The organism is Natrarchaeobius oligotrophus (assembly GCF_003841465.1).
Classification (GTDB): domain Archaea; phylum Halobacteriota; class Halobacteria; order Halobacteriales; family Natrialbaceae; genus Natrarchaeobius; species Natrarchaeobius oligotrophus.
Genome location: NZ_REFZ01000006.1, coordinates 124,994 through 143,400, shown reverse-complemented (window position 1 = coordinate 143,400; position 18,407 = coordinate 124,994). Strand labels below are relative to the sequence as shown.

Below are 18,407 nucleotides of genomic sequence, written 5' to 3'. Positions count from 1 at the left end.
CGCCGTTACTCCATGTACCCGAGCCCCTTCAGGCGATTCTCGACGTCGGTGAAGTCGTCGTCGACGTCGTCGCGCTCGCGTCGGGAGACGCTCGTTCGCTCGACTTTCGTTCGCGACGGCGTCGCGTCCGAGCGGAACGCGTCGAACAGCACTCGGCCGTCGACGTTGTCGGGAACGGGCTGGCCGATTCCGTGCAACAGCGTCGGCGCGACGTCGACCACCCGTGCCCCCCGAAGCGTCGCACCTGGATCGATCGAAGGGCCGTGACAGAGGACGATCCCCTGCGATCGATGGCTCGCGGCGTACGTCCCCGTGTCGCCGAACACCCGGTCCGTGATCGCGGTGCGAGACTCGTAACCGTCGACGCCGTTGACGATCAGATCCGGCGACTCGTCGTCCGTCGGGAACAGTTCGTCTCCGTCCTCGACCGAGAGCACCGATCGACCGTTCTCGTCGGTGACGGACTCGAAGACGGACACGAGTTCCGCTTTCACGTCCGGGACGTCCATCGGGGAGACGACCCCGTTTTCGAAGCGGTCGGTGTCGTTGACGTAGCAGTTGCCGGCGTCGTGGACGAACGCGACGGTCCGATCGAAGTCGACGTCGTAGAGCGCGTGATCGCCCGGGATCTGTTCTGCGACCGAGTCGACGAGCCCCCGGGGTAACGTCGAGATGAGCATCTCTTCGGAGATGCCGACCCGTTCGAGAGCGTTCGTGATGCGGTCGCGCGAGATACCGAGACTCGCGAGCGCCCCCCTCGTTCCCTGATCTTCGCGCCTGAAGAGGTACCCCTCACGCTCGAGAACGTGGTTGACGAAGACGAGCTGGTGGATCGGCCCGAAGCCGTGGTCGGAGACGACGTAGAGGTCGCTGTCGTGGCGATCGGTGTACGCCAGGACCTCCCCCAGCAGGTCGTCGAGTTTTCGGTAGTGCTCGAGAAGGCGATCGTCGTCCCAGATCAGGTGCTGAAACCGATCGGGTGCGGTGTAGACGAAAAAGAACAGCTCCCAGTCGTCACCCGCACGGTCCATCTGCAGACGCATCAACTCGCGTCGGTTCTCGAGCATACCGCCGACGGCTTCCTCGAAGTCGTCGAGTCTGTTTGCGTACTTGGGATAATCCAGGCTGATCCGGTAGTCCGGAATCCGCGCGTCGATGTCGTCGCCGAGATCCGCGGGGTGTGTAAACTCCCGCTCCGTCGAGGGCGTCATCATCCCCGCGACCATCGTTCCGTCGATTTCGCGCACCGGATACGTCATCGGAACGTTCCCGACGTGAGCGGGCGAGAGCAACTCCCAGAGCGTCGGCTGTTTGAAATCGCGGCTCGTGTACATCTCGTGGGAGTACTCCCGAGAGAGGTTCTGAAATCCGTAAATTCCGTGCTTATCGGGCCAGACGCCGGTCGCGATCGAGGGCCACGCCAGCGGCGTCGTGGGCGGGCTGGTGCTCACGAGCGGTCCCGAGGCACCGTCCTCGCGCATTCGTGCGAAGTTGGGCAGCTCGCCCTCGTCGCTCCACTGTTCGATGAGCCTCCACGGCACGCCGTCGAGTCCGAGCACGAACGCTCGCTCGGACGAAGTAGTAAGTCCGCTCATGATTGTACTGAGAAGCCTGCTGTCGTGGAGATAGCTCGACGTGCGCTTTGTTATAGGGAGTGTTCAGACCGTCCCCGACGGGGAAGACGCGCTGTTCGATCCGCTTTCCGTTCGCGTCCGTCGGACGTTCGTCCGTTCGAGACGATTACCGCCGAGTCTCCGTTCGAGGGGGCCGTCGCGATCGGCTCGCCGACGGGTATCCCGGCTGACGTCCGGCTTCGTTCGCACAAAAGGAACCAATAACAAAACCGTCCCGTCGAATTTCCCGGGGTATGACCGGAGCGCGTGGTGGACGACGTGGGTAGCGTCGTGCTCTCGATCGACGCCGAGCTCGGCTGGGGATTTCACGACTTCGAGACGCTCCCGAGCGAGCGGGTCGAAGCCGGCCGACGTGGCTGGCCCGCGCTGCTCGAGTTGCTCGACGAGTACGACGTCCCCGCGACGTGGGCGGTCGTCGGCCACCTCATGCTCGACTCCTGTGACGGCGTCCACGCCGATCACCCGGCCCCCGAGGGCTGGTTCGAACGCGAGAGAACAGAGTGGCGCGACCGCGAGGATCTGCGATTCGGACGCGACCTCGTCGCCGACCTCCTCGAGGCCGACGTCGACCACGAGTTCGCCAGTCACTCGTTTTCGCACGTCCTCTTCGGACGGCCCGAGACCGACCGCGAACTCGCGGCCGCCGAACTCGAGCGAAGCGCAGAGATCGCCGCCGACTGGGGTCAGACCGTCGAGTCGTTCGTCTACCCGCGAAACGACGTCGGACACCGCGACGTCCTCGCCGAGTACGGCATCAGCGCCTACCGTGGGCGATCGCCCACCGGAGACGGCGTTCGGGGGATCGTCGATTCGACCGTCCGAAATCGATCGCTGCTGGTCGAGCCGACGGTCGACGAGTACGGCCTGGTGAACGTCCCGGCGTCGCTGTTCCTGTTCGGCTTCGAGGGACCGGCGAGAACGGTCGCGGAAGCAGTCTGGCGAGATCCCATGGTCGCTCAGGCGCGGACGGGGATCGACGAGGCGATCCGAAACGACGGAGTGTGTCATCTCTGGCTCCACCCGAACAACCTGACCCACGAGCGAGACGACGAGCGGATGCGTGCGATCCTCGAGTACGTCGATCGCCGGCGCGCCGAAACCGATCTCACGGTGGAGACGATGGCCGACGTCGCGCGTCGCCTCCGTGCTCGCGGAAGCGTCGACGGCGGAACGGTCACGGCGTGATCGACGCACCGCGAGCGGATAGATCGGCGGCGTGATCGATGAGCAGTCGGCGCTCGGTCCGACAGTGCGTTCGACGACGGTTCGAACCGTTCGCCTCGTCGAACGGTTTCGCGGCCGGGAAAAACGAGACGGACGGGACTCGTTCTGTATCGCGCAGTTACCCACGGTAGCGTCGGTGATCGGGTCGTCGAACGAGAACGTTCACCGCGTCGTCGATCGGTACACAGCGGGAATCGACCGCGGAGACGACGGCCGTTTCGGCCGGTCGACTGTACGACGATGATAACAAAGCCCGCCGAGGACCCCCACTCGCACGGATGAATACGACACTTCTCGGCCGAGACTCCGATTCGGGGACGCTCGACATCGGCGTTCTCGGGATTGGAAACATCGGCATGGTCCATCTGAAGTCGGCGCTCGCGATGGCGAACGTCGACGTTCTCGCTGTGGCGGACGCCGCCCCGGAGAACCGAAACCGGGCGGAGCGGGCCGGGGTCTCGCGGACGTACGAGGACTACGCGACGCTTCTCGAGTCCGAAGAGCTGGATGCGGCGGTCGTCGCGCTCCCACCCTTTCTTCACGCCGACGCGGTCGAAGTCGCCGCAGCGAACGACGTCGACGTCTTCGTTGAGAAGCCGCTGGCGCGTTCGACGGCTGAGGCGGACCGGCTGCTCGAGGCCGCAGACGCGGCCGGGATTGCCGTCGGCGTCGATCACACGCTGCGCTACCAGCCCGATATGAAAGGCGTGAAGACGGACTACGACGACGGAACCGTCGGCCACGTCCCCTACGCCTCGATCACGCGCCTGAACGACGGGCCGCTGGGTCGACCTCCGGCCCGGGACGCGCCGCCGGAGTGGGCGCTCGACCCTGACGCGGCCGGCGGCGGATCGCTGCTCGAACTCGGCATTCACTGTTTCGACGTTCTCAGGTGGCTGTTCGGCGATCTCGAGGTAGAGTGCGCGGCGATCGACGGCACGCTCGATCTCCCGGTCGAGGACGCGGCGACCGTCCTTCTTCGCGCACCGGAGACCGAGACGATCATCTCGCTACACTGCGGCTCTTACCAGTGGGAGGAACTGCCGGAGGTCAACACGCAGTTGCGACTCGAGGGGATCGCGGGAACGATCAGCAACGAGGACCACCTGCCGGAGAACTTCTACGCGAGCGCGGCCAAATCGGCTCTCACGAACGTCGCGACCCGCGCGACCGGCGACGAACCCGACGTCTTCGGTCCGACGTTCTATCTCCGGGCGCACTACGACGCCCTTGCCGACTTTCTGGAGAGCGTCCGAGCGGGATCGTCGCCGCCGGTCGACGGCGAGGACGGCCGACGAACGCTCGAGCTGACCGAGGAGGCGTACGAGCGTGCCACTCGAACCGACGACGAGGAACTCGAGTCGTCGGAGGTGACGCTGTAATGGATCGACGTGTGTGCGTTGCGGCCGCGGACGAATCCGGCGGCTGGACGCCGGACGTTCGCGAGCGCACGGCCGCGTTCGCCCGACCGGTCGAAGCCGTCCTCGAGGCAACCGCGGACTCGATCGTCGCCGACGACGACGGCGTCACCATCGTCCCGGACGCACACTACCCGTTCCACCCGTCGACGGGCGTGGTGACCGATCCCGCCGTAGTCGGTGCGATCTGCCGGTTTCTGACGGATCGTACCGGGACCGATCTCTCCGTCGCCGTCGCCGGAAGCGAGCACGTCGACGTCGATCGAACGGCCGCGTTCCTGGGTTACCCCGAACTGGTCGATCGATTCGACGCGGCGCTGTTCGATCCCGCGGACGAACCGCGGACGACCGTCGTTCGCGACGTCGGCGGTCGGTCGGTCTCGACGTCCATCCCGACGCGGCTGCTCGACGAGCGGGTGATCGTCGTCCCGACGCTTCGGCCAACCCGGACGGGGCAGTTCGCGGGTGTAACGCGGACGCTCTCGCGCTTCGACGACCGGTCGGACGGCTCGCCCGAGGCGACGATCGCCGCGGCGGACGCGATCGAGCCTGCGCTCGCGGTGCTCGACGCGACGACGGCCTACGGCGACGATCCGCACGCGACGAACGCCGTCTTCGCCGGACCGGCGGCGTCCGTCGACGCGGTCGGGGCGTCGCTGCTCGGCCGATCGATCGACGAAGATCCCGTCCTGAAACCGACGCTCGAAACCGAACCGCCGGTCGAGATCGAACGAATCGGTTCCGGTGCCGTCGACGTCGAGTCGATTCGAGATCGTCTCTCCGGCGGACGGTTGCCGGCGACCGGCGACGCACACCCGGCCGTCACCGCGGCGTACCGCCTCTACGCGGCCGTCGGTCGCGACGCCGTCCCGCCGCAGCTAGAGGGAGGACGATGACGACGGGCCAGACGGCGGCGGTGACGGGAGCGACGGGATTTCTCGGGAGGCACCTCTGCGAACGCCTCCGCGAGGACGGCTGGGACGTCCGCGGACTCAGCCGTCCCTCGTCGGATCGCGACGGTCTCGACGGAATCGACTGGTACGTCGGCGACCTCTTCGACCGCCGGACGCTGGAACCGCTCGTCGACGGGGCCGACGCGATCTTTCACCTCGCCGGCGTCGGTCTCTGGAGCGCCGACCCGGACACCGTCGAGCGAGTCAACCGAGACGGAACCGAAAACGTCCTCGAGGCCTGCCGTGCGTGCGACGCGGGGCGCGTGGTGTTCACCAGCACCGCGGGAACTCGACGAACGAACGGCTCCGCCGTGGTCGCGGACGAATCCGACGTGGCCGAGCCGATCGGCGCTTACCAGTCTTCGAAGGCGGCGGCCGAGGAGCTCGTCGACCGCTACGCGGAGACGGGCGGCGACGCCGTCACCGTCCACCCGACCTCGATCTTCGGTCCCGGAGACGACTCCTTCACGCCGCAACTGCTGGCGATGGGCCTCGAGCCGACCATGCCGGCGTACCTCCCCGGCGGACTGAGCATCGTCGGCGTCTCGGACGTCGTCGACGGACTGCTCGCGGCCTACGACGGCGGCGGTCGCGGCGAGCACTACATCCTCGGCGGCGAGAACCTCACCTACGATCGGGCTGTCGCACGAATCGCGGACCACGCGGACGGATCGCCGGCCCGCGTTCCGGTCCCGTCGACCGCGATCCGCGCCGCCGGACCCGTCGCCGCTGCGGTCGGGACCGTGACCGGCCGACAGGTGTTCCCCTTCGATCGGAAGATGGCGAGGCTGGCGACCCAGCGACTGTTTTACACCTCGAGAAAGGCCCACGAGCAACTCGGCTACGAGTACGAGCCACTCGAGTCGCACCTACCGGAGACGATGGCGTGGTACCGCGAGCAGTATCGTTAGCGGCTTTTTGGCCTGAATCCGTGGGCGAAATAACGCTCCGGGGTTCGATTTCGCTCACCAGTCGACGATCGACGGCGTACTGGCCTCCGCCAGCGATCACCGATCCTCCGACGGGAGATCGGTTCAGCGGATGTCTCAAACGACCCGCTCGTAGACCTCGAGCATTCGCTCGGCCGAGCGGTCGATGCTGATCTCCCTGGCGTTCTCCCGGCCGTTCGATCGTTCGCCGGACTCGAGGATCGCCCTGAGCCCCTCGATCAACTCCTCGTCGCTGGTCGCGACGCGGGACGGTTCGACCCCCCCGAGGCGCGACGCGACGTCGCCGACGTCGGTCGAGACGACGGGCAGGTTACAGGCCAGCGCTTCCTTGACCGAGTTGGGCGATCCCTCGCTGTCGGAGGTCAAAAGCAGCGCGTCCGCGGCGTTCATGTACGTCGGCACGAGGTCGTGATCGACGCCGTACACCGTGTGGAGTCGAACGGGGCGATCGATCAGTCCGTTGACCGCGTTGACGACGCGGCGGGCCCGCGGATAGTTCTTCACCTCTCGCTCGGGCGTGTAGGGAAAGAGGACGTGGTGTTCGTCGTCGGCCCAGCCGACCTCCTGGCGAGCCCGATCCCCGGGCTCGGGGCGGAACTTCTCGAGGTCGATGCCGTCGGGGATGACGACGCAGTCGCGTCCCAGGTACCGGCGCATCTCGTCGGACATGACGATCACCTCGTCGCAGAAGGGGACGCAAGCGCGACTGAGCGGTTCGACGGGACCGAAGACGTCCGACCCCCACAGCGAGAGGACGACCGGCTTGCGAAGCTGTGCGAGCGCCATCGGCGCGGTCAGTCCGTAGTGAGCGTGGATCAGGTCGTAGCCGTTCGCCGACTCGCGAACCACCGACGGGAGAAATCGGAGGTAGTCCGCCGGCGTCCGCGAGCGTCCCGCACGTCCGTCGCCCGAGACCGACAGCGTCGAAAAGGAGACGCCGCGTCGCTCCAGCACGCGCATCTGCTCGTTCATGAACGGCGCATCGGCGTTCGTCGTCAGCGTGAGGACGTGCATCTCGGTCTATCCGGTCGAATCGTCCGCCGAGATTTTGTTATTCCTCGCTTTTTCCGACGCGTCACGGTGACGCGTCGTTCGTCGAGCGACGGTTCACGCCGGTCGTTTCGGCCCCGTCCCCTCGTTCGCGTGTACGTGTACGATTACAAAGCGCGCTCGTCGACAACGTCGACTCGATGCGGATTCTGGTCTTCGCCAACACGCCCGCGCACGTCCATCTGTATCGCCACGCCGTATCGAGACTCGAGGAGGCGGGCCACGAGGTCCTCGTCCTGACCCGCGAGTACGCCTGTACGACCGACTTACTCGAGTTCTTCGGGCTTCCCTACCGGCGCTACGGCGCACACGACACCGCCGCGTCGTCGAAGGTGCGACTCGCGCGCGAGTTCGCCGGACAGGCCGGCCGGATCGCGGCCGAAGCGACGCGCTTTCGGCCGGACGTCGTCTTCGGTCGGGGGCCGTACGCCGCGCTGGCGGGGACGATCACCCGCTCGCCGGTCGTGCTCGTTCTCGACGACGAGCCAGGCGACTTCAACCACACGGTCTCGCGGCCGTTTGCGACCTGCATCCTCTCGCCGGCGGTCACCCGCCGCGACCTGGGCGACGACCACTACACCTTCGACGGATTCAAGGAGTGCGCCTACCTCCACCCTGCGGTGTTCGAACCGGATCGGGCCGTCCGCGACTACCTCGGCGTCGGATCGGACGAGCGGTACGCGCTGGTTCGCTTCAACGCCCTCGACGCGCTCCACGACGCCGGACTCGAGGGCTTCGGCCGACGGCAGCGGCGAGACCTCATCGAGCGGCTGAGCCGGCACGCGACGGTGTTCGTCTCCGACGAGGGCGGCGGGATGGACCTCGCCGAGCTACCGGCCCGGCCGTACGACCTCCACCCGGCGCTGATCCACGACGCGATGGCCGAGGCGGCGCTGCTGGTCGCCGACACCGGGACGATGATCAACGAGGCAGCGCTGCTGGGGACGCCCGCGCTTCGCTTTCGCGGCACCGACGACCACGAGTACGGCGAGTTCGCCGAACTCGAGCGCGTGGGGCTCGCCGAGCAGTTCGACGAGTACGCGGCAGTCCGCGAGCGCGCGATCGAACTCTTGACCGACGAGTCGGCCGACGACCGGTGGCAGCGACGGCGACGCGAGTACGTCGGGGACCTCGTCGATCTCACCGACCTGCTCGTCGACGTGGCGGAGGCGAAGGGATCGCTCGAAGCCGTCGACCGATCGACGCGGCGAGCGCTCCGGCCGCGGTCGGCGTCGACGTAGCGTTCGCCTCCACGACCTGCACGGTCGCGCGTCGGAGAATCGTGGTCCCACTCGAGGCGAATTCTCCGCTCGAGCCGGTAAAAAGCTCGACGAACGGGCGAGCGAGTCCGCGATCGGATCAGTCCATCGACTGGCGCGTCCGGATCGGCGGCTCGGTCGGTCGCTCGCCTTCCTCCCGTTCGTCGCTTCGCTCGTAGTAGGTCACCTCGAGCGACTCGCTCTCCTCGGCGTCCAGCGAGATCGCGATCCCGAGCGCGACGAGACCGAGGAGGACGGCGACGAACGAAAGTAGGACGCTCGAGAAGCCGTCCTTGCCGCGGGCGGTCCGCCCTAACGCGCCGACGAACCCCACGACCCCGCCGGCGAGGCCGGACGCGGCCGTCCCGTAGAAGACGACGGCGGGGTGAAATCCCTCGACGACGTACCGGCGTTTGAGCCGCCACAGGAAGCTCTGAAGCAACAGCAACGAGACGTACCGGACGAACGGCACGTACCTGATGCTGCTCTCTTCGTCCCCGTAGATCGCCGACATCGAGACGTCGGCGATGCGACAGCCGTTGAGGTTGAGGTGGGTCAGGATGTGGTTGAGAAAGCCGTACTGGTCGGTGATCGACTCGAGGTCGAGTTGCTCGATCGTCTCGCGCGAGATAGCGGTGTAACCGTTCTGGGGGTCGCCGATCGTCCAGTATCCCGAGGCGAACTTCGAGAGGCCGGTGAGCATCGCGTTGCCGAGCAGCCGGAACGCCGACATGCCGTCTCTGTCGTCGGGGTGGAGCAGCCGGTTCCCCTTGGCGTAGTCCGCTTCGCCCGAGACGACCGGGTCGATGATCCGGTCGAGAATGGCGGGATCCATCTGCCCGTCGCCGTTCATCACCGCCACGACGTCGATGCCGTCCTCGGCGGCTCGCTCGTAGCCGGTCTTGACGGCCGCGCCGTAGCCTCGATTTTCCTCGTGACGGATCGGAACCACGCGCCGGCCGTCGCCGCCGTCCGCGACCGCCCGCTCGGGCTCGACGGCCGCGTTGATCCGCGAGGCCGTCTGCTGGATCACGTCCCAGCTGTCGTCGGGCGAGGCGTCGTCGACGGCGTAGATCCGATCGACGAACTCCGGCACAGTCTCGATCACCTGTCCGACGAACGCCGCCTCGTCGTAGGCCGTGACGACGACGGCGACGGTCCGCCCCTTATACATCGTCACCTCCGTCGGTGCGCCGGGCACCGGCCGGGTCGGGAGACGGCGTCGACGATATCCGATCGAGTCCGTCGGCATCGCTGCCGTCGGACGGCGGTCGACCGTCGGTCGACCCGGCGAGCGTGTAGACGCGGTGGTCCGTCCCCGAGAGGTCGAGCGCGTCCCGCGCGTCGACGACGACCATCGACTCGAGCGCGCCCCACTCGATCCGGTCGAACTCCTCGTGAGGGGTCACGACCACGGCGGCGTCGAACGATTCCTCGCCGATCTCCTCGAGCGCGACCGGCCGAGCGCCGTACTCGGAGGGATCGACGAGCGGGTCCACGCCGGCGACGTCCGCACCCCGCTCCGACAGTTCAGCGACGACGTCGAGCGCCGGAGACGCCCTGGTCTCCTCGACGCCCGGCCGATAGGTGAGCCCGAGAACGAGCACGGACGCGTCCGAAACGTCGTCGTCGACGGCGGCGAGGGCGTCCGCCAGCCGGTCGACGACGACCGCCGGCATCTCGTCGTTGACGGCGCGTGCCGTCCGCGTCAGCCGCATCGGTTCGTCCATCGTCGACAGCAGGAAGTACGGGTAGTACGGGATGCAGTGACCGCCGACGCCGGGGCCGGGATCGTGGAGCTGACACATCGGCAGGTCGTTGGCCGTCTCGATCGCCTCCCTGACGGAGATGCCGAGTTCGTCCGCCAGCCGGGCGAGCTCGTTCGCCAGGCCGATGTTGACGTCGCGATACACACCTTCGAACACCTTCACCGCTTCGGCGGTCGTCGCGTCGGAGACGGGGTGGACGTCGTTGCTCGAGAGCGCGTCGTAGACGACGGTGGCTGCGCGCGTGCTCTCGTCGTCGACGCCGCCGACGACCTTGGGATAGTGTCCACGAACGTCGCGCAGCGCCGTCCCCGAGGAGGTGCGTTCCGGACAGAACGCGACGCCGAACTCGTCGGGACCGAGTCCGCTCTCGCTCGCGAGGTGCGGGCGGAGCACGTCGCGACAGGTTCCCGGCGGCAGCGTGGATTCGGCGATCACCAGATCCCCCGGGTCGAGACCGGCGGCGACGTCGTCGGTCACGGCCTCGACGGTCGAGAGGTCGGGATCGCGCCGATCGTCGAGCAGCGTCGGAACGATGACGACGTGGATCCGCGCGCGTTCGGCGGCGGCGGGCCCGTCCGTCGTCGCCTCGAGTCGACCGGCGGCGACCTGGTCGGCCACGAGGTCATCGAGTCCCGGCTCTCCGACGACGTGGCAGTGGCCGTCGTCGACCGTCTCGACGACTTCGGGATCGACGTCGACGCCGGTCACGTTCCCCGTCGTCTCCGCGTAGACGGCCGCAAGCGGAAGCCCCATCTTCCCGAGTCCGTAGACGGCGACGGGAACTCGCCCGCTCGTCAGCAGCTCGCGCTGTCGATCCTCGGCGCGACTCGAGCCGTAGAGAGCGACAGAACCGTCCATCAGGCTTCCACCTCGCGCTCTCGCTCGCCGGTGCGCTCTCGCGGCGGCGCTTCGTCCGAGACGATCGCGTCGATCCGCTGGACGGTCTCGAGCGCGTCGATGCCGTCTTCGGCAGTCACCTCTGGCGTCGAACCGGTCCGAACCGCCTCGACGAACGACTCGAGTTCGTGACGAAGCGGCTCGCCGTTGTCGACGCGTGGCCGTTCGACGACGCTCTCGTGTCGGTACCGACGCTGTCCGTCGTCGACGAGGTACTCGGGGTACGAGTCCCGGTGGATCAACACCGACTGCTCCAGGTAGTCGACTTCGAGGAGACACTCGCGGGCGGTGACCGTGAGCTTTCGAACCTTCTTCTGGGTCACGCGACTCGCGGTCAGCGTGGCGACGACGTCGCCGTACCCCATCGTCGCGGTCGCGTACCGCCCGTCGTCGGCTCCCATCGCCGTGATCGGCGCTGGCTCTTCCTCGAGCACCGATCCGACGATGTCGACGTCGTGGACCATCAGGTCGAAGACGACGTTGCCCAGCGCCGATCGGTCGGTCGGCGGACCGAGACGCTCGGCCTCGAGGCTGATCACGTCCAGGTCGTCGATCAGTTCGTGCACGGTCCGGACCGCGGGGTTGAACCGCTCGATGTGACCGACCTGCAGGACGAGTCCGGCATCGTCGGCACGCTTCGCCATCGTTCGGCCCTCCTCGATCGTCTCGGCGATCGGCTTCTCGACCAGCACGTGGACGCCCGCCGCGAGACAGCTCGTGACCACCTCGTAGTGGGCGTGGGTCGGCACGGCGACCGTCACCGCGTCACACCGCTCGAGTAACTCGTCCATCGATAGTCGCGTCGTTCCGTACTCGTCCGCGACGCGCTCTGCCAGCTCCGTCTGCCGATCGGCGACGCCGACGAGGTCGACGTCGCGAAGCTCGCTGTACACTCGCGCGTGATTTTCGCCCATCGCGCCGACGCCGATGACGCCGGCGCGCACCGGTCGTGATCCGAAAGGTGATCGTTCCGTACTCATTGGGAATCGAGTGCGTCGAAAACCGCGTCGACGACCGTCTCCAGGTCGCGTTCCGAGAGACCCGGGTGAACGGGCAGCGAGAGGACGCGCTCTGTCGCCCGCTCGGTCCGGGGGAGCGTCGCCGCTGCGGTGCTGACCGTCTCGTAGGCCGGCTGTCTGTGAATCGGCGTATCGTAGTAGACCGCCGCGTCCACGTTCCGCGCCTCGAGCGCCTCCGCGAGCCCCGCTCGATCGTCGGTTTCGATCGTGTACTGGTGGTAGACGTGTCGGTACCCGTCCGGCACGGTGGGCGTCTCGATCGGGCTATCGCGCAACCGCTCGTCGTAGTACGCGGCGTTCTCCCGACGGTTCGCGTTGAACTCGGGGAGACGCTCGAGCTGCGTGCGCCCGATCGCGGCGGCGAGACTGGTCATCCGGTAGTTGTGTCCGAGACGGACGTGATCGTAGTCGCCGGTCCCTGTCTCCGCTCTGCCGTGGTTGACGTAGCTCGCGATCCGACGGGCGACGTCGTCGCGGTCCGTGGTGACGATTCCGCCCTCGCCGGTCGTCATGTTCTTCGTCGGATAGAACGAGAAACACGCCGCGTCGCCGAGGCCCCCGACGCGATCGCCGTCGATCTCCGCGCCGTGGGCCTGACAGGCGTCCTCGAGGACGAACAGGTCGCGGTCGTCCGCGAGATCGCACAGCGCGTTCATGTCGGCAGCGAGCCCGTAGAGGTGAACCGGAAGGAGGCCGACGACGTCGTCTCGGTTCGCGAGGATTCGCTCGACGTCGGCCGGATCGATCGTGTACGTGTCGGGATCGACGTCGGCGAACACCGGCGTCGCCCCGGCGAGTCTGATCGCGTTCGCGCTCGCGACGAACGAGAACGACGACGTGACGACCGCGTCGCCCTCCTCGACGCCGAACGCCTCGAGTGCGGCGTGTAACGCGGTCGTGCCGTTCGAGGTCGCCACCGCGTGGTCGGTCCCGCAGTACGTCGCGAACGCCGATTCGAACCGCCGAACTTCGGAGCCGTCGGCGAGGTCGCCGCTCTCGAGGACCGACTCGATCCGACCCAGCGCGGACGTACTCACGTCGGGATCGGCGATGGAGACGCCGCCGTCGTCACGTCGCGGCTGGACGCGTTCGTCCGAATCGACGGCATCGGTCCCGCCGTCCGTCGACGTGCCGTCCGTCGGGGTTCTCGTCTCGGCGTCGGCTTCCGTCTCGGTGTCGATCGTATCGGTCATGCGATCTGATTCGTCCCCTCCAGCGGTTCGGGAAGCGACTCGTGGCTCGCGGGCGCGCCGAGTGCCAGGCGGTTCGGCGGAACGTCGTCCGCGACGACGGCGCCGGCCGCGACGAACGCGTTCTCCCCCACGGTGACGCCGGGCAGTAACGTCGCGTTCGCACCGATCGACGCGCCGTCCTGGATCGTCGGCCCCTCGAGACCGTCGTCGGTCCTGACGGGATACTCGTCGTTCGTCAGGACGGCACCGGGACCGACGAAAACGTCGTCGCCGATCGTGGTCTCGGTCGGCACGTAGACGTTCGTCTGGAGGCTGACGCGCGATCCGATCGTCGTCTTGCCGTCGACGACCGTCTTGGTTCCGACGAGCACGTCGTCGCCGATCGTGGTCGATTCGCGGATCAGCACGTCGTGACCGGTCGAGAACCGATCGCCGATCGTCACGTCGGCGTAAACGATCGAGCCCGACCGGATGGTTGCGTTCCGCCCGATCCGAGTCGGCTCGTCGAACTCGCCGTAGCCGATCGTCACGTCGTCGTCGATGGTACAGTCGTCGCCGTGGACCAGTTCTCCCATCACGATACACCCCCGTAACCGCGTCCGAACCGAGTCGGGAACGGAGACGTCCGCGGTCGAACTCGTAGTCGTCGTCGGTTGTCGTACTGTGTCATCGTTGCTCGATACCCGGAAGGGAATCGTCCTGATACAGCCGGTAACGAGGTTTTGTTATCCCTGCCTTGACGGGTCCGTAGCCGGGAACTACAGCCTCCGTGACGGTGTGACCCCACCCCGATCACCTGGCCCCGGTACCGTCCGATTTCAGGGTTTGCGTCGTTCAGCCCAGCGGAAACGTCGGATTAGACGTCAGTCACGAGTGCTAACCGGTACAAATCGCTTTCGTTGGGGTAGCCGTGCGATAGTAAAGGGTCGGGGTGTGGGAATCCGTGCTGTGAGGTATCCGAACACATCCGATCGGAACCCAACACGGGAACGCGAGGGCACCCATGGTTGAACACGAGTTCACCCAGGCTGAGCTGTTCGACGTGTTCAGCAACGCTCGGAGGCGACGGACGGTCCAGTACCTGAAACGGCGAGGTGGCTCCTGCGACCTCGCGCCGCTGGTCGAGCAGGTCGCCGCCTGGGAGAACGACACGCCGCCGGACGAGGTGACTCGAACTCAGCGTCGACGGGTGTACATCTCGCTGTACCAGACGCACTTGCCGATGCTCGAGGACCACGGCATCGTCGACTGGGACCCCGAGGCGCACACGATCGAACTCCTGCCCAGCGAGGAGGTGTTCGAACCGTACCTCGATCGGAACCTTGGGAGCGAGCGCCCCTGGCACCGGCTGTACGTGGCGGTGACGACGATCGGCGTGATCGCCCTCGGCGTCGTCTGGCTCGTTCCTGGTCTGACGACGGTCGACGCCGCAGCAGTCGTGGCGCTCATCCTCTGTCTCGTCGTTCTCGCGCTCTCGCTCGTACAGCACGTCTCGCGACGGCCCGACCTCGAGTTCCCGCTCGGCCGTGCGAGTCGATAACAGCCACGTTCTCACTGTCCCTCCGGCTCGATGGACCGTCGAGTCACCGGCTCGTCGATTCGCACTCGGTCGACGCCGCTGACCGAGACGACGTCGGCGTGATCCGGATACGCGTCGTCACGGTGACGATCGAAACGAGAATCGGAGTTCCGACACCGAACGGCGACGGACGATCCGTCGTCGCGTCAGGCGTCCTCGGTCTCCGGCTCGTCCGTGACCGTCACCCAGAAGTAGACGTCCTCGTCGGCGTTCTCGTTCGTCGGAGAGGTGGGGACGTCGTCGGCATAGAGGAGGACGCTGATGCGGACGGTCTCTCCGTCCGACGCGATCGGCGTCACGTCCCGTTCTACGGCCGCCGTTTCGCCGTCTTCGGACTCGAGTTCGACGTCCTGGAGGTGCGTTCGTTCCTCGACCGTGCCGTCGTCGACGACCTGTTGCTGGACGACGGCAGTGTAGTTCGCCGGCTCGCCCTCGTGGTTCTCGACCGAAATCGTGATCGGTACCGATTCGCCGGGAACCACCTCGTCGGGAAGTTCGCCGGCGACGAGGTCGCCGTCGTCGTCCTCCGTGTAGAGTCCGAGCTCGCTAAAGCCGCCTGCGGACGCCGGGGCGAAAAAGCCGACGAGTAACGCGCCGACGGCGGCCGCGACCGCGACGGCGAGCACGGCAGACGAGACCGTCACGAGCGTGCCGTGTTCCCGTCGGTACCGGCCCGCGGCCGCGACGGGCGAGACGGAGAACCGTTCGGACTCGGGGAGTCGAAGTCGGCGAACGACTCCCAGCTGAGCGAACCCGACGGTAAGCAGTCCGATACCGGCCGCGGTCTGGTCCGTTCCGAGCCCCCAGTCGGTCGTCGAGAGCACGAGGACGACGAGCGAGACGACCGCGAGCGAGAGCACGAACGAGAGCCCGAGTCGCTCGGCGGCGTCGATCCCACCGATCCGCCGGTCGCGATCGGTCGAAGCGATCTCTTTCCCGCGACGGACCGTCGCAGGAAAGAGCACCGACGTCAACGCGTAGCCGGGGAGAAACAGCGCGAGCGGGACCGTCAACGCCAGTCGGACGACGCTCCCGTCGGGAAACGACGTGACGACGAGATACGCGAGCACCGTCGCGAGCGAGACGACTGCGAGATCGACCGGATACAACAGGACGTACTCCAACCTGGTTCGCGTTTCCGCTCGAAAGCTCATCGTCGCCGTTCCCCGGTTCGTCGGCCAGCAATTCGACCGCGTACGAACGATTCGAATCCCATTGTCGCTCTCGTATTACCCGGTCGGTCGCTTTGTTATGCCCGAATTATTCGATCGGGCCGGACCGCCGTTCTCTCGCACGGATCGATTCCCCGCGAGGGGACGTCGTGGCTCGTCGCCGGCGGGACGACGGCGCGACTGTCCGACCGCACAGACGGCAACACACCAGGAACTATCGGCTCGACCGAATTGGGTACTCGAGAACCGTCCGTTCGCGAGCAGCTACTCGTCGGACGAAACGGGCCCGCGGCGAATCCGAACGTCCGGTGGTTGGCGGCGAACGCGCCGAACCGACGACCGGGAGTATCGGTTCCCGGCTCACGTCGTCGCCGTCGTTCGAGTGAGACGGCGGTAACGCGAGCCGTATACAGTGATCCGAACACCCACGACTTCGGTCGTGGACGAATCGCCACACACAAATCTACCGCGACGACTCGAACGAATCAGTAGCTCCGCCGATCGCGACGACTGGCTTCAGCGTGTTAAAAATCGACGTACTGTCCCTCCCACTCGCGTCGCTCTTCGATCCGCTGTCGACCGTCGTCCGTGATCGCGTAGTAATTCGTTCGCCGGTCTAGCTGGCCTTTCTCGACCAGCTCCTTGTTGACGAGCGTATCGAGGTTCGGGTAGAGACGACCGTGGTTGATCTCGGAGCTGTAGTACTTTTCCACCTCGTCTTTCACCGTTTGACCCGACGGTCGATCCGCACCTGCGATCACGTACAACAGATCTCGCTGGAAGCCAGTCAGATCGTGCATTGCTCAATCACAGTGACCGTTCCACTGAGTAGATATTTGTTATCCGTATCATACAGGCTTGTTAGAGCTTCTTTCAAGTATTGTCTCAGTTACGAAACTGACCGTTCCGGTGAAAAACGCTCGCTCGAGAACGTTCGACTCCACGGGCCGCTCGATCCCCGCGTACCGGAGACGACAGTCCCAACGCCGGCGCATGAAACGCGGTTGATGGTTCACGAACGGTCGATCTGCAGCGACGCTCGCCAGTTGATCGCAGGTGACCCTTCCGAAAGCGGTAAGCCTTCCTTCGCGGGCGTTGCTGCCCCTCGGTTCGCTCGTCGGTAGCGTCTCTCACTCGTCGGGACGGGCGATCGAAACGTCGATTCCGTTCGCATCGATCCGCACGTCGAGTCGTTCGACCGTCGCCTCGTAGGCGGTCGTATGCGACCCGTCTTCCTCGAAGCGCACGCACTCTATCAGGAGATCGCTCTCGAGGAGGCTGTTGATCCGTCGGTAGACGGTCGCCGACGAGCTGTCCGTTCGCTCCGTCAGTTCCTTTGCCGTCTTGGGTCCGTCACTCGTCGCGATGAGGATCGTTCGTGCACACGTATCCCCAAGCACGTCGAGCTGTGCTGCAGGGTCAGCCGTCTGTTCCAATCGCGTATTACTCGCTTTAGTTGACATTATTGTGGATGATCCGGTCCGCCAGAGGAGAATGGTTCACTCTCTGCGCCGAGAGGCGACCATACGAGGTAAGCGGGTCAGCGCCGGGCCGTTGTGGGTGGTCCTTCATCACGTTCTAGCGGTTCAACTTGTAAGCGAGAACGGTATTTTATAACGATGGACCTTCTACTTCGAAGGCAAGTCATTCTTCTGCGAAATTTCGCATTTCGGGGTCGAAATCTCCGATTTCGAGGGTGGATATCGTCGCTCAACCGCGGGTTTGGGAGGCGAATGCGGAGCAAGTAATCTGAACTCACGTTGAGGTCGTCTCCACCTCGTTTTCGGAAAACGGGAGGATACGACCGCTACCACCGGTCTACCGGCGGAAACAGTGTGTTTCTACGCCTCTAGCCCTGACCACCGAGTGAACGGTCTGCGTCCTTTATTCACGTCTGACCCCCTCCGTCGTAGTGATGCCCGGACGGAGATCGTCGCTGCGGCCGTCGGTTGTCCCGACGAGGCGTGGCTACGGTCAGACCGATACACCGGGCTTGACAGGCGGCGGACGACGCTTCCCGGCGTCGACCGACCGTACCGTTCCCAGCGAGACCGTTTCCCACTATCCCAATCATGAGATCCACACAGCAAAACTGGCGACCCATGGAATCGTCGACGGCGGGCGCACGCTGTCGAAACTGCGGCACCCACGTCACCCAGCAGTTCGCCCGCGTCTTCGGAGATAACGGTGACGTCGTTCACGGCTGCCCCGGCTGTACGACCTACCGAGAGATGCAGTCCGGCGGTCACCTCCCGCACGACGAAACGAGCTGAATCGTTCGTTTTTCCCG

Annotated in this window: 17 protein-coding genes; 7 read left to right on the top strand and 10 right to left on the bottom strand. The window is 66.1% G+C overall.

The annotated features are described in order from the left end of the window. Positions 1-5 precede the first annotated feature (5 nt). Entirely contained in the window at positions 6-1,595 is a 1,590-nt protein-coding gene (locus EA472_RS10660; protein ID WP_124191498.1) for an alkaline phosphatase family protein, read from the bottom strand. A gap of 297 nt (positions 1,596-1,892) precedes the next feature. Here EA472_RS10660 and EA472_RS10655 point away from each other — a divergent pair, with 297 nt between their 5' ends. The 4 genes from EA472_RS10655 (at position 1,893) to EA472_RS10640 (ending at position 6,140) form a co-directional block, all read left to right on the top strand. Then, positions 1,893-2,819 carry a polysaccharide deacetylase family protein gene (locus EA472_RS10655; protein WP_124191649.1) on the top strand — a complete coding sequence of 309 codons (927 nt, stop codon included), beginning with the start codon at positions 1,893-1,895 and terminating at the stop codon, positions 2,817-2,819. Between the two features lie 317 nt (positions 2,820-3,136). Further along, on the top strand, positions 3,137-4,240 hold the full coding sequence (locus EA472_RS10650; RefSeq protein ID WP_124191497.1) for a Gfo/Idh/MocA family protein: 1,104 nt from the start codon (positions 3,137-3,139) through the stop codon (positions 4,238-4,240). Further along, positions 4,240-5,172, top strand: a complete 933-nt coding sequence (locus EA472_RS10645) for a DUF362 domain-containing protein (RefSeq protein ID WP_124191496.1) — start codon at positions 4,240-4,242, stop codon at positions 5,170-5,172. The genes EA472_RS10650 and EA472_RS10645 overlap by 1 nt, the downstream gene beginning before the upstream one ends. Continuing rightward, positions 5,169-6,140, top strand: coding sequence for an NAD-dependent epimerase/dehydratase family protein (locus EA472_RS10640; RefSeq protein ID WP_124191495.1), 972 nt, complete (start codon positions 5,169-5,171; stop codon positions 6,138-6,140). The genes EA472_RS10645 and EA472_RS10640 overlap by 4 nt, the downstream gene beginning before the upstream one ends. 135 nt (positions 6,141-6,275) lie before the next feature. On the opposite strand, the gene EA472_RS10635 is transcribed toward EA472_RS10640, so the two are convergent. Next, positions 6,276-7,193 carry a glycosyltransferase gene (locus EA472_RS10635; RefSeq protein WP_124191494.1) on the bottom strand — a complete coding sequence of 306 codons (918 nt, stop codon included), beginning with the start codon at positions 7,191-7,193 and terminating at the stop codon, positions 6,276-6,278. Between the two features lie 176 nt (positions 7,194-7,369). Between EA472_RS10635 and EA472_RS10630 the strand changes: the two genes are divergently transcribed. Then, positions 7,370-8,470 (top strand): DUF354 domain-containing protein, encoded by a 1,101-nt coding sequence (locus EA472_RS10630; RefSeq protein ID WP_124191493.1) that lies wholly within the window; start codon positions 7,370-7,372, stop codon positions 8,468-8,470. A gap of 118 nt (positions 8,471-8,588) precedes the next feature. Here the strand turns inward: EA472_RS10630 and EA472_RS10625 are convergent, their stop codons facing one another. From EA472_RS10625 to EA472_RS10605, 5 genes are read right to left on the bottom strand one after another with little or no spacing between them, the layout of a single operon-like run. Next, positions 8,589-9,662 carry a glycosyltransferase family 2 protein gene (locus tag EA472_RS10625; RefSeq protein WP_124191492.1) on the bottom strand — a complete coding sequence of 358 codons (1,074 nt, stop codon included), beginning with the start codon at positions 9,660-9,662 and terminating at the stop codon, positions 8,589-8,591. Beyond that, on the bottom strand, positions 9,655-11,115 hold the full coding sequence (locus EA472_RS10620) for a nucleotide sugar dehydrogenase (RefSeq protein ID WP_124191491.1): 1,461 nt from the start codon (positions 11,113-11,115) through the stop codon (positions 9,655-9,657). The genes EA472_RS10625 and EA472_RS10620 overlap by 8 nt, the downstream gene beginning before the upstream one ends. After that, complete coding sequence (locus tag EA472_RS10615; protein ID WP_124191490.1) at positions 11,115-12,134, bottom strand: Gfo/Idh/MocA family protein; 1,020 nt, start codon at positions 12,132-12,134, stop codon at positions 11,115-11,117. The genes EA472_RS10620 and EA472_RS10615 overlap by 1 nt, the downstream gene beginning before the upstream one ends. Continuing rightward, positions 12,131-13,366, bottom strand: coding sequence for a DegT/DnrJ/EryC1/StrS family aminotransferase (locus EA472_RS10610; RefSeq protein WP_124191489.1), 1,236 nt, complete (start codon positions 13,364-13,366; stop codon positions 12,131-12,133). Before EA472_RS10610 ends, EA472_RS10615 begins: the two co-directional genes overlap by 4 nt. Continuing rightward, positions 13,363-13,941 (bottom strand): acyltransferase, encoded by a 579-nt coding sequence (locus tag EA472_RS10605; protein WP_124191488.1) that lies wholly within the window; start codon positions 13,939-13,941, stop codon positions 13,363-13,365. Before EA472_RS10605 ends, EA472_RS10610 begins: the two co-directional genes overlap by 4 nt. Before the next feature lie 428 nt (positions 13,942-14,369). On the opposite strand from EA472_RS10605, the gene EA472_RS10600 reads away from it, so the two are divergent. Continuing rightward, positions 14,370-14,906 (top strand): DUF7344 domain-containing protein, encoded by a 537-nt coding sequence (locus tag EA472_RS10600; protein WP_124191487.1) that lies wholly within the window; start codon positions 14,370-14,372, stop codon positions 14,904-14,906. A gap of 185 nt (positions 14,907-15,091) precedes the next feature. Here EA472_RS10600 and EA472_RS10595 read toward each other — a convergent pair whose 3' ends face one another. From EA472_RS10595 to EA472_RS10585, 3 genes are all read right to left on the bottom strand, one after another. Next, positions 15,092-16,099: a DUF1616 domain-containing protein gene (locus EA472_RS10595; protein WP_124191486.1), complete on the bottom strand. Its 1,008-nt coding sequence runs from the start codon at positions 16,097-16,099 to the stop codon at positions 15,092-15,094. A 542-nt stretch (positions 16,100-16,641) separates the two neighbouring features. Continuing rightward, positions 16,642-16,917 (bottom strand): PadR family transcriptional regulator, encoded by a 276-nt coding sequence (locus EA472_RS10590; RefSeq protein WP_124191485.1) that lies wholly within the window; start codon positions 16,915-16,917, stop codon positions 16,642-16,644. 330 nt (positions 16,918-17,247) lie between these two features. Continuing rightward, entirely contained in the window at positions 17,248-17,580 is a 333-nt protein-coding gene (locus EA472_RS10585; RefSeq protein WP_124191484.1) for a helix-turn-helix domain-containing protein, read from the bottom strand. A 639-nt stretch (positions 17,581-18,219) separates the two neighbouring features. On the opposite strand from EA472_RS10585, the gene EA472_RS22505 reads away from it, so the two are divergent. Further along, positions 18,220-18,390 carry a DUF7563 family protein gene (locus EA472_RS22505; RefSeq protein WP_165874871.1) on the top strand — a complete coding sequence of 57 codons (171 nt, stop codon included), beginning with the start codon at positions 18,220-18,222 and terminating at the stop codon, positions 18,388-18,390. Positions 18,391-18,407 lie beyond the last annotated feature (17 nt).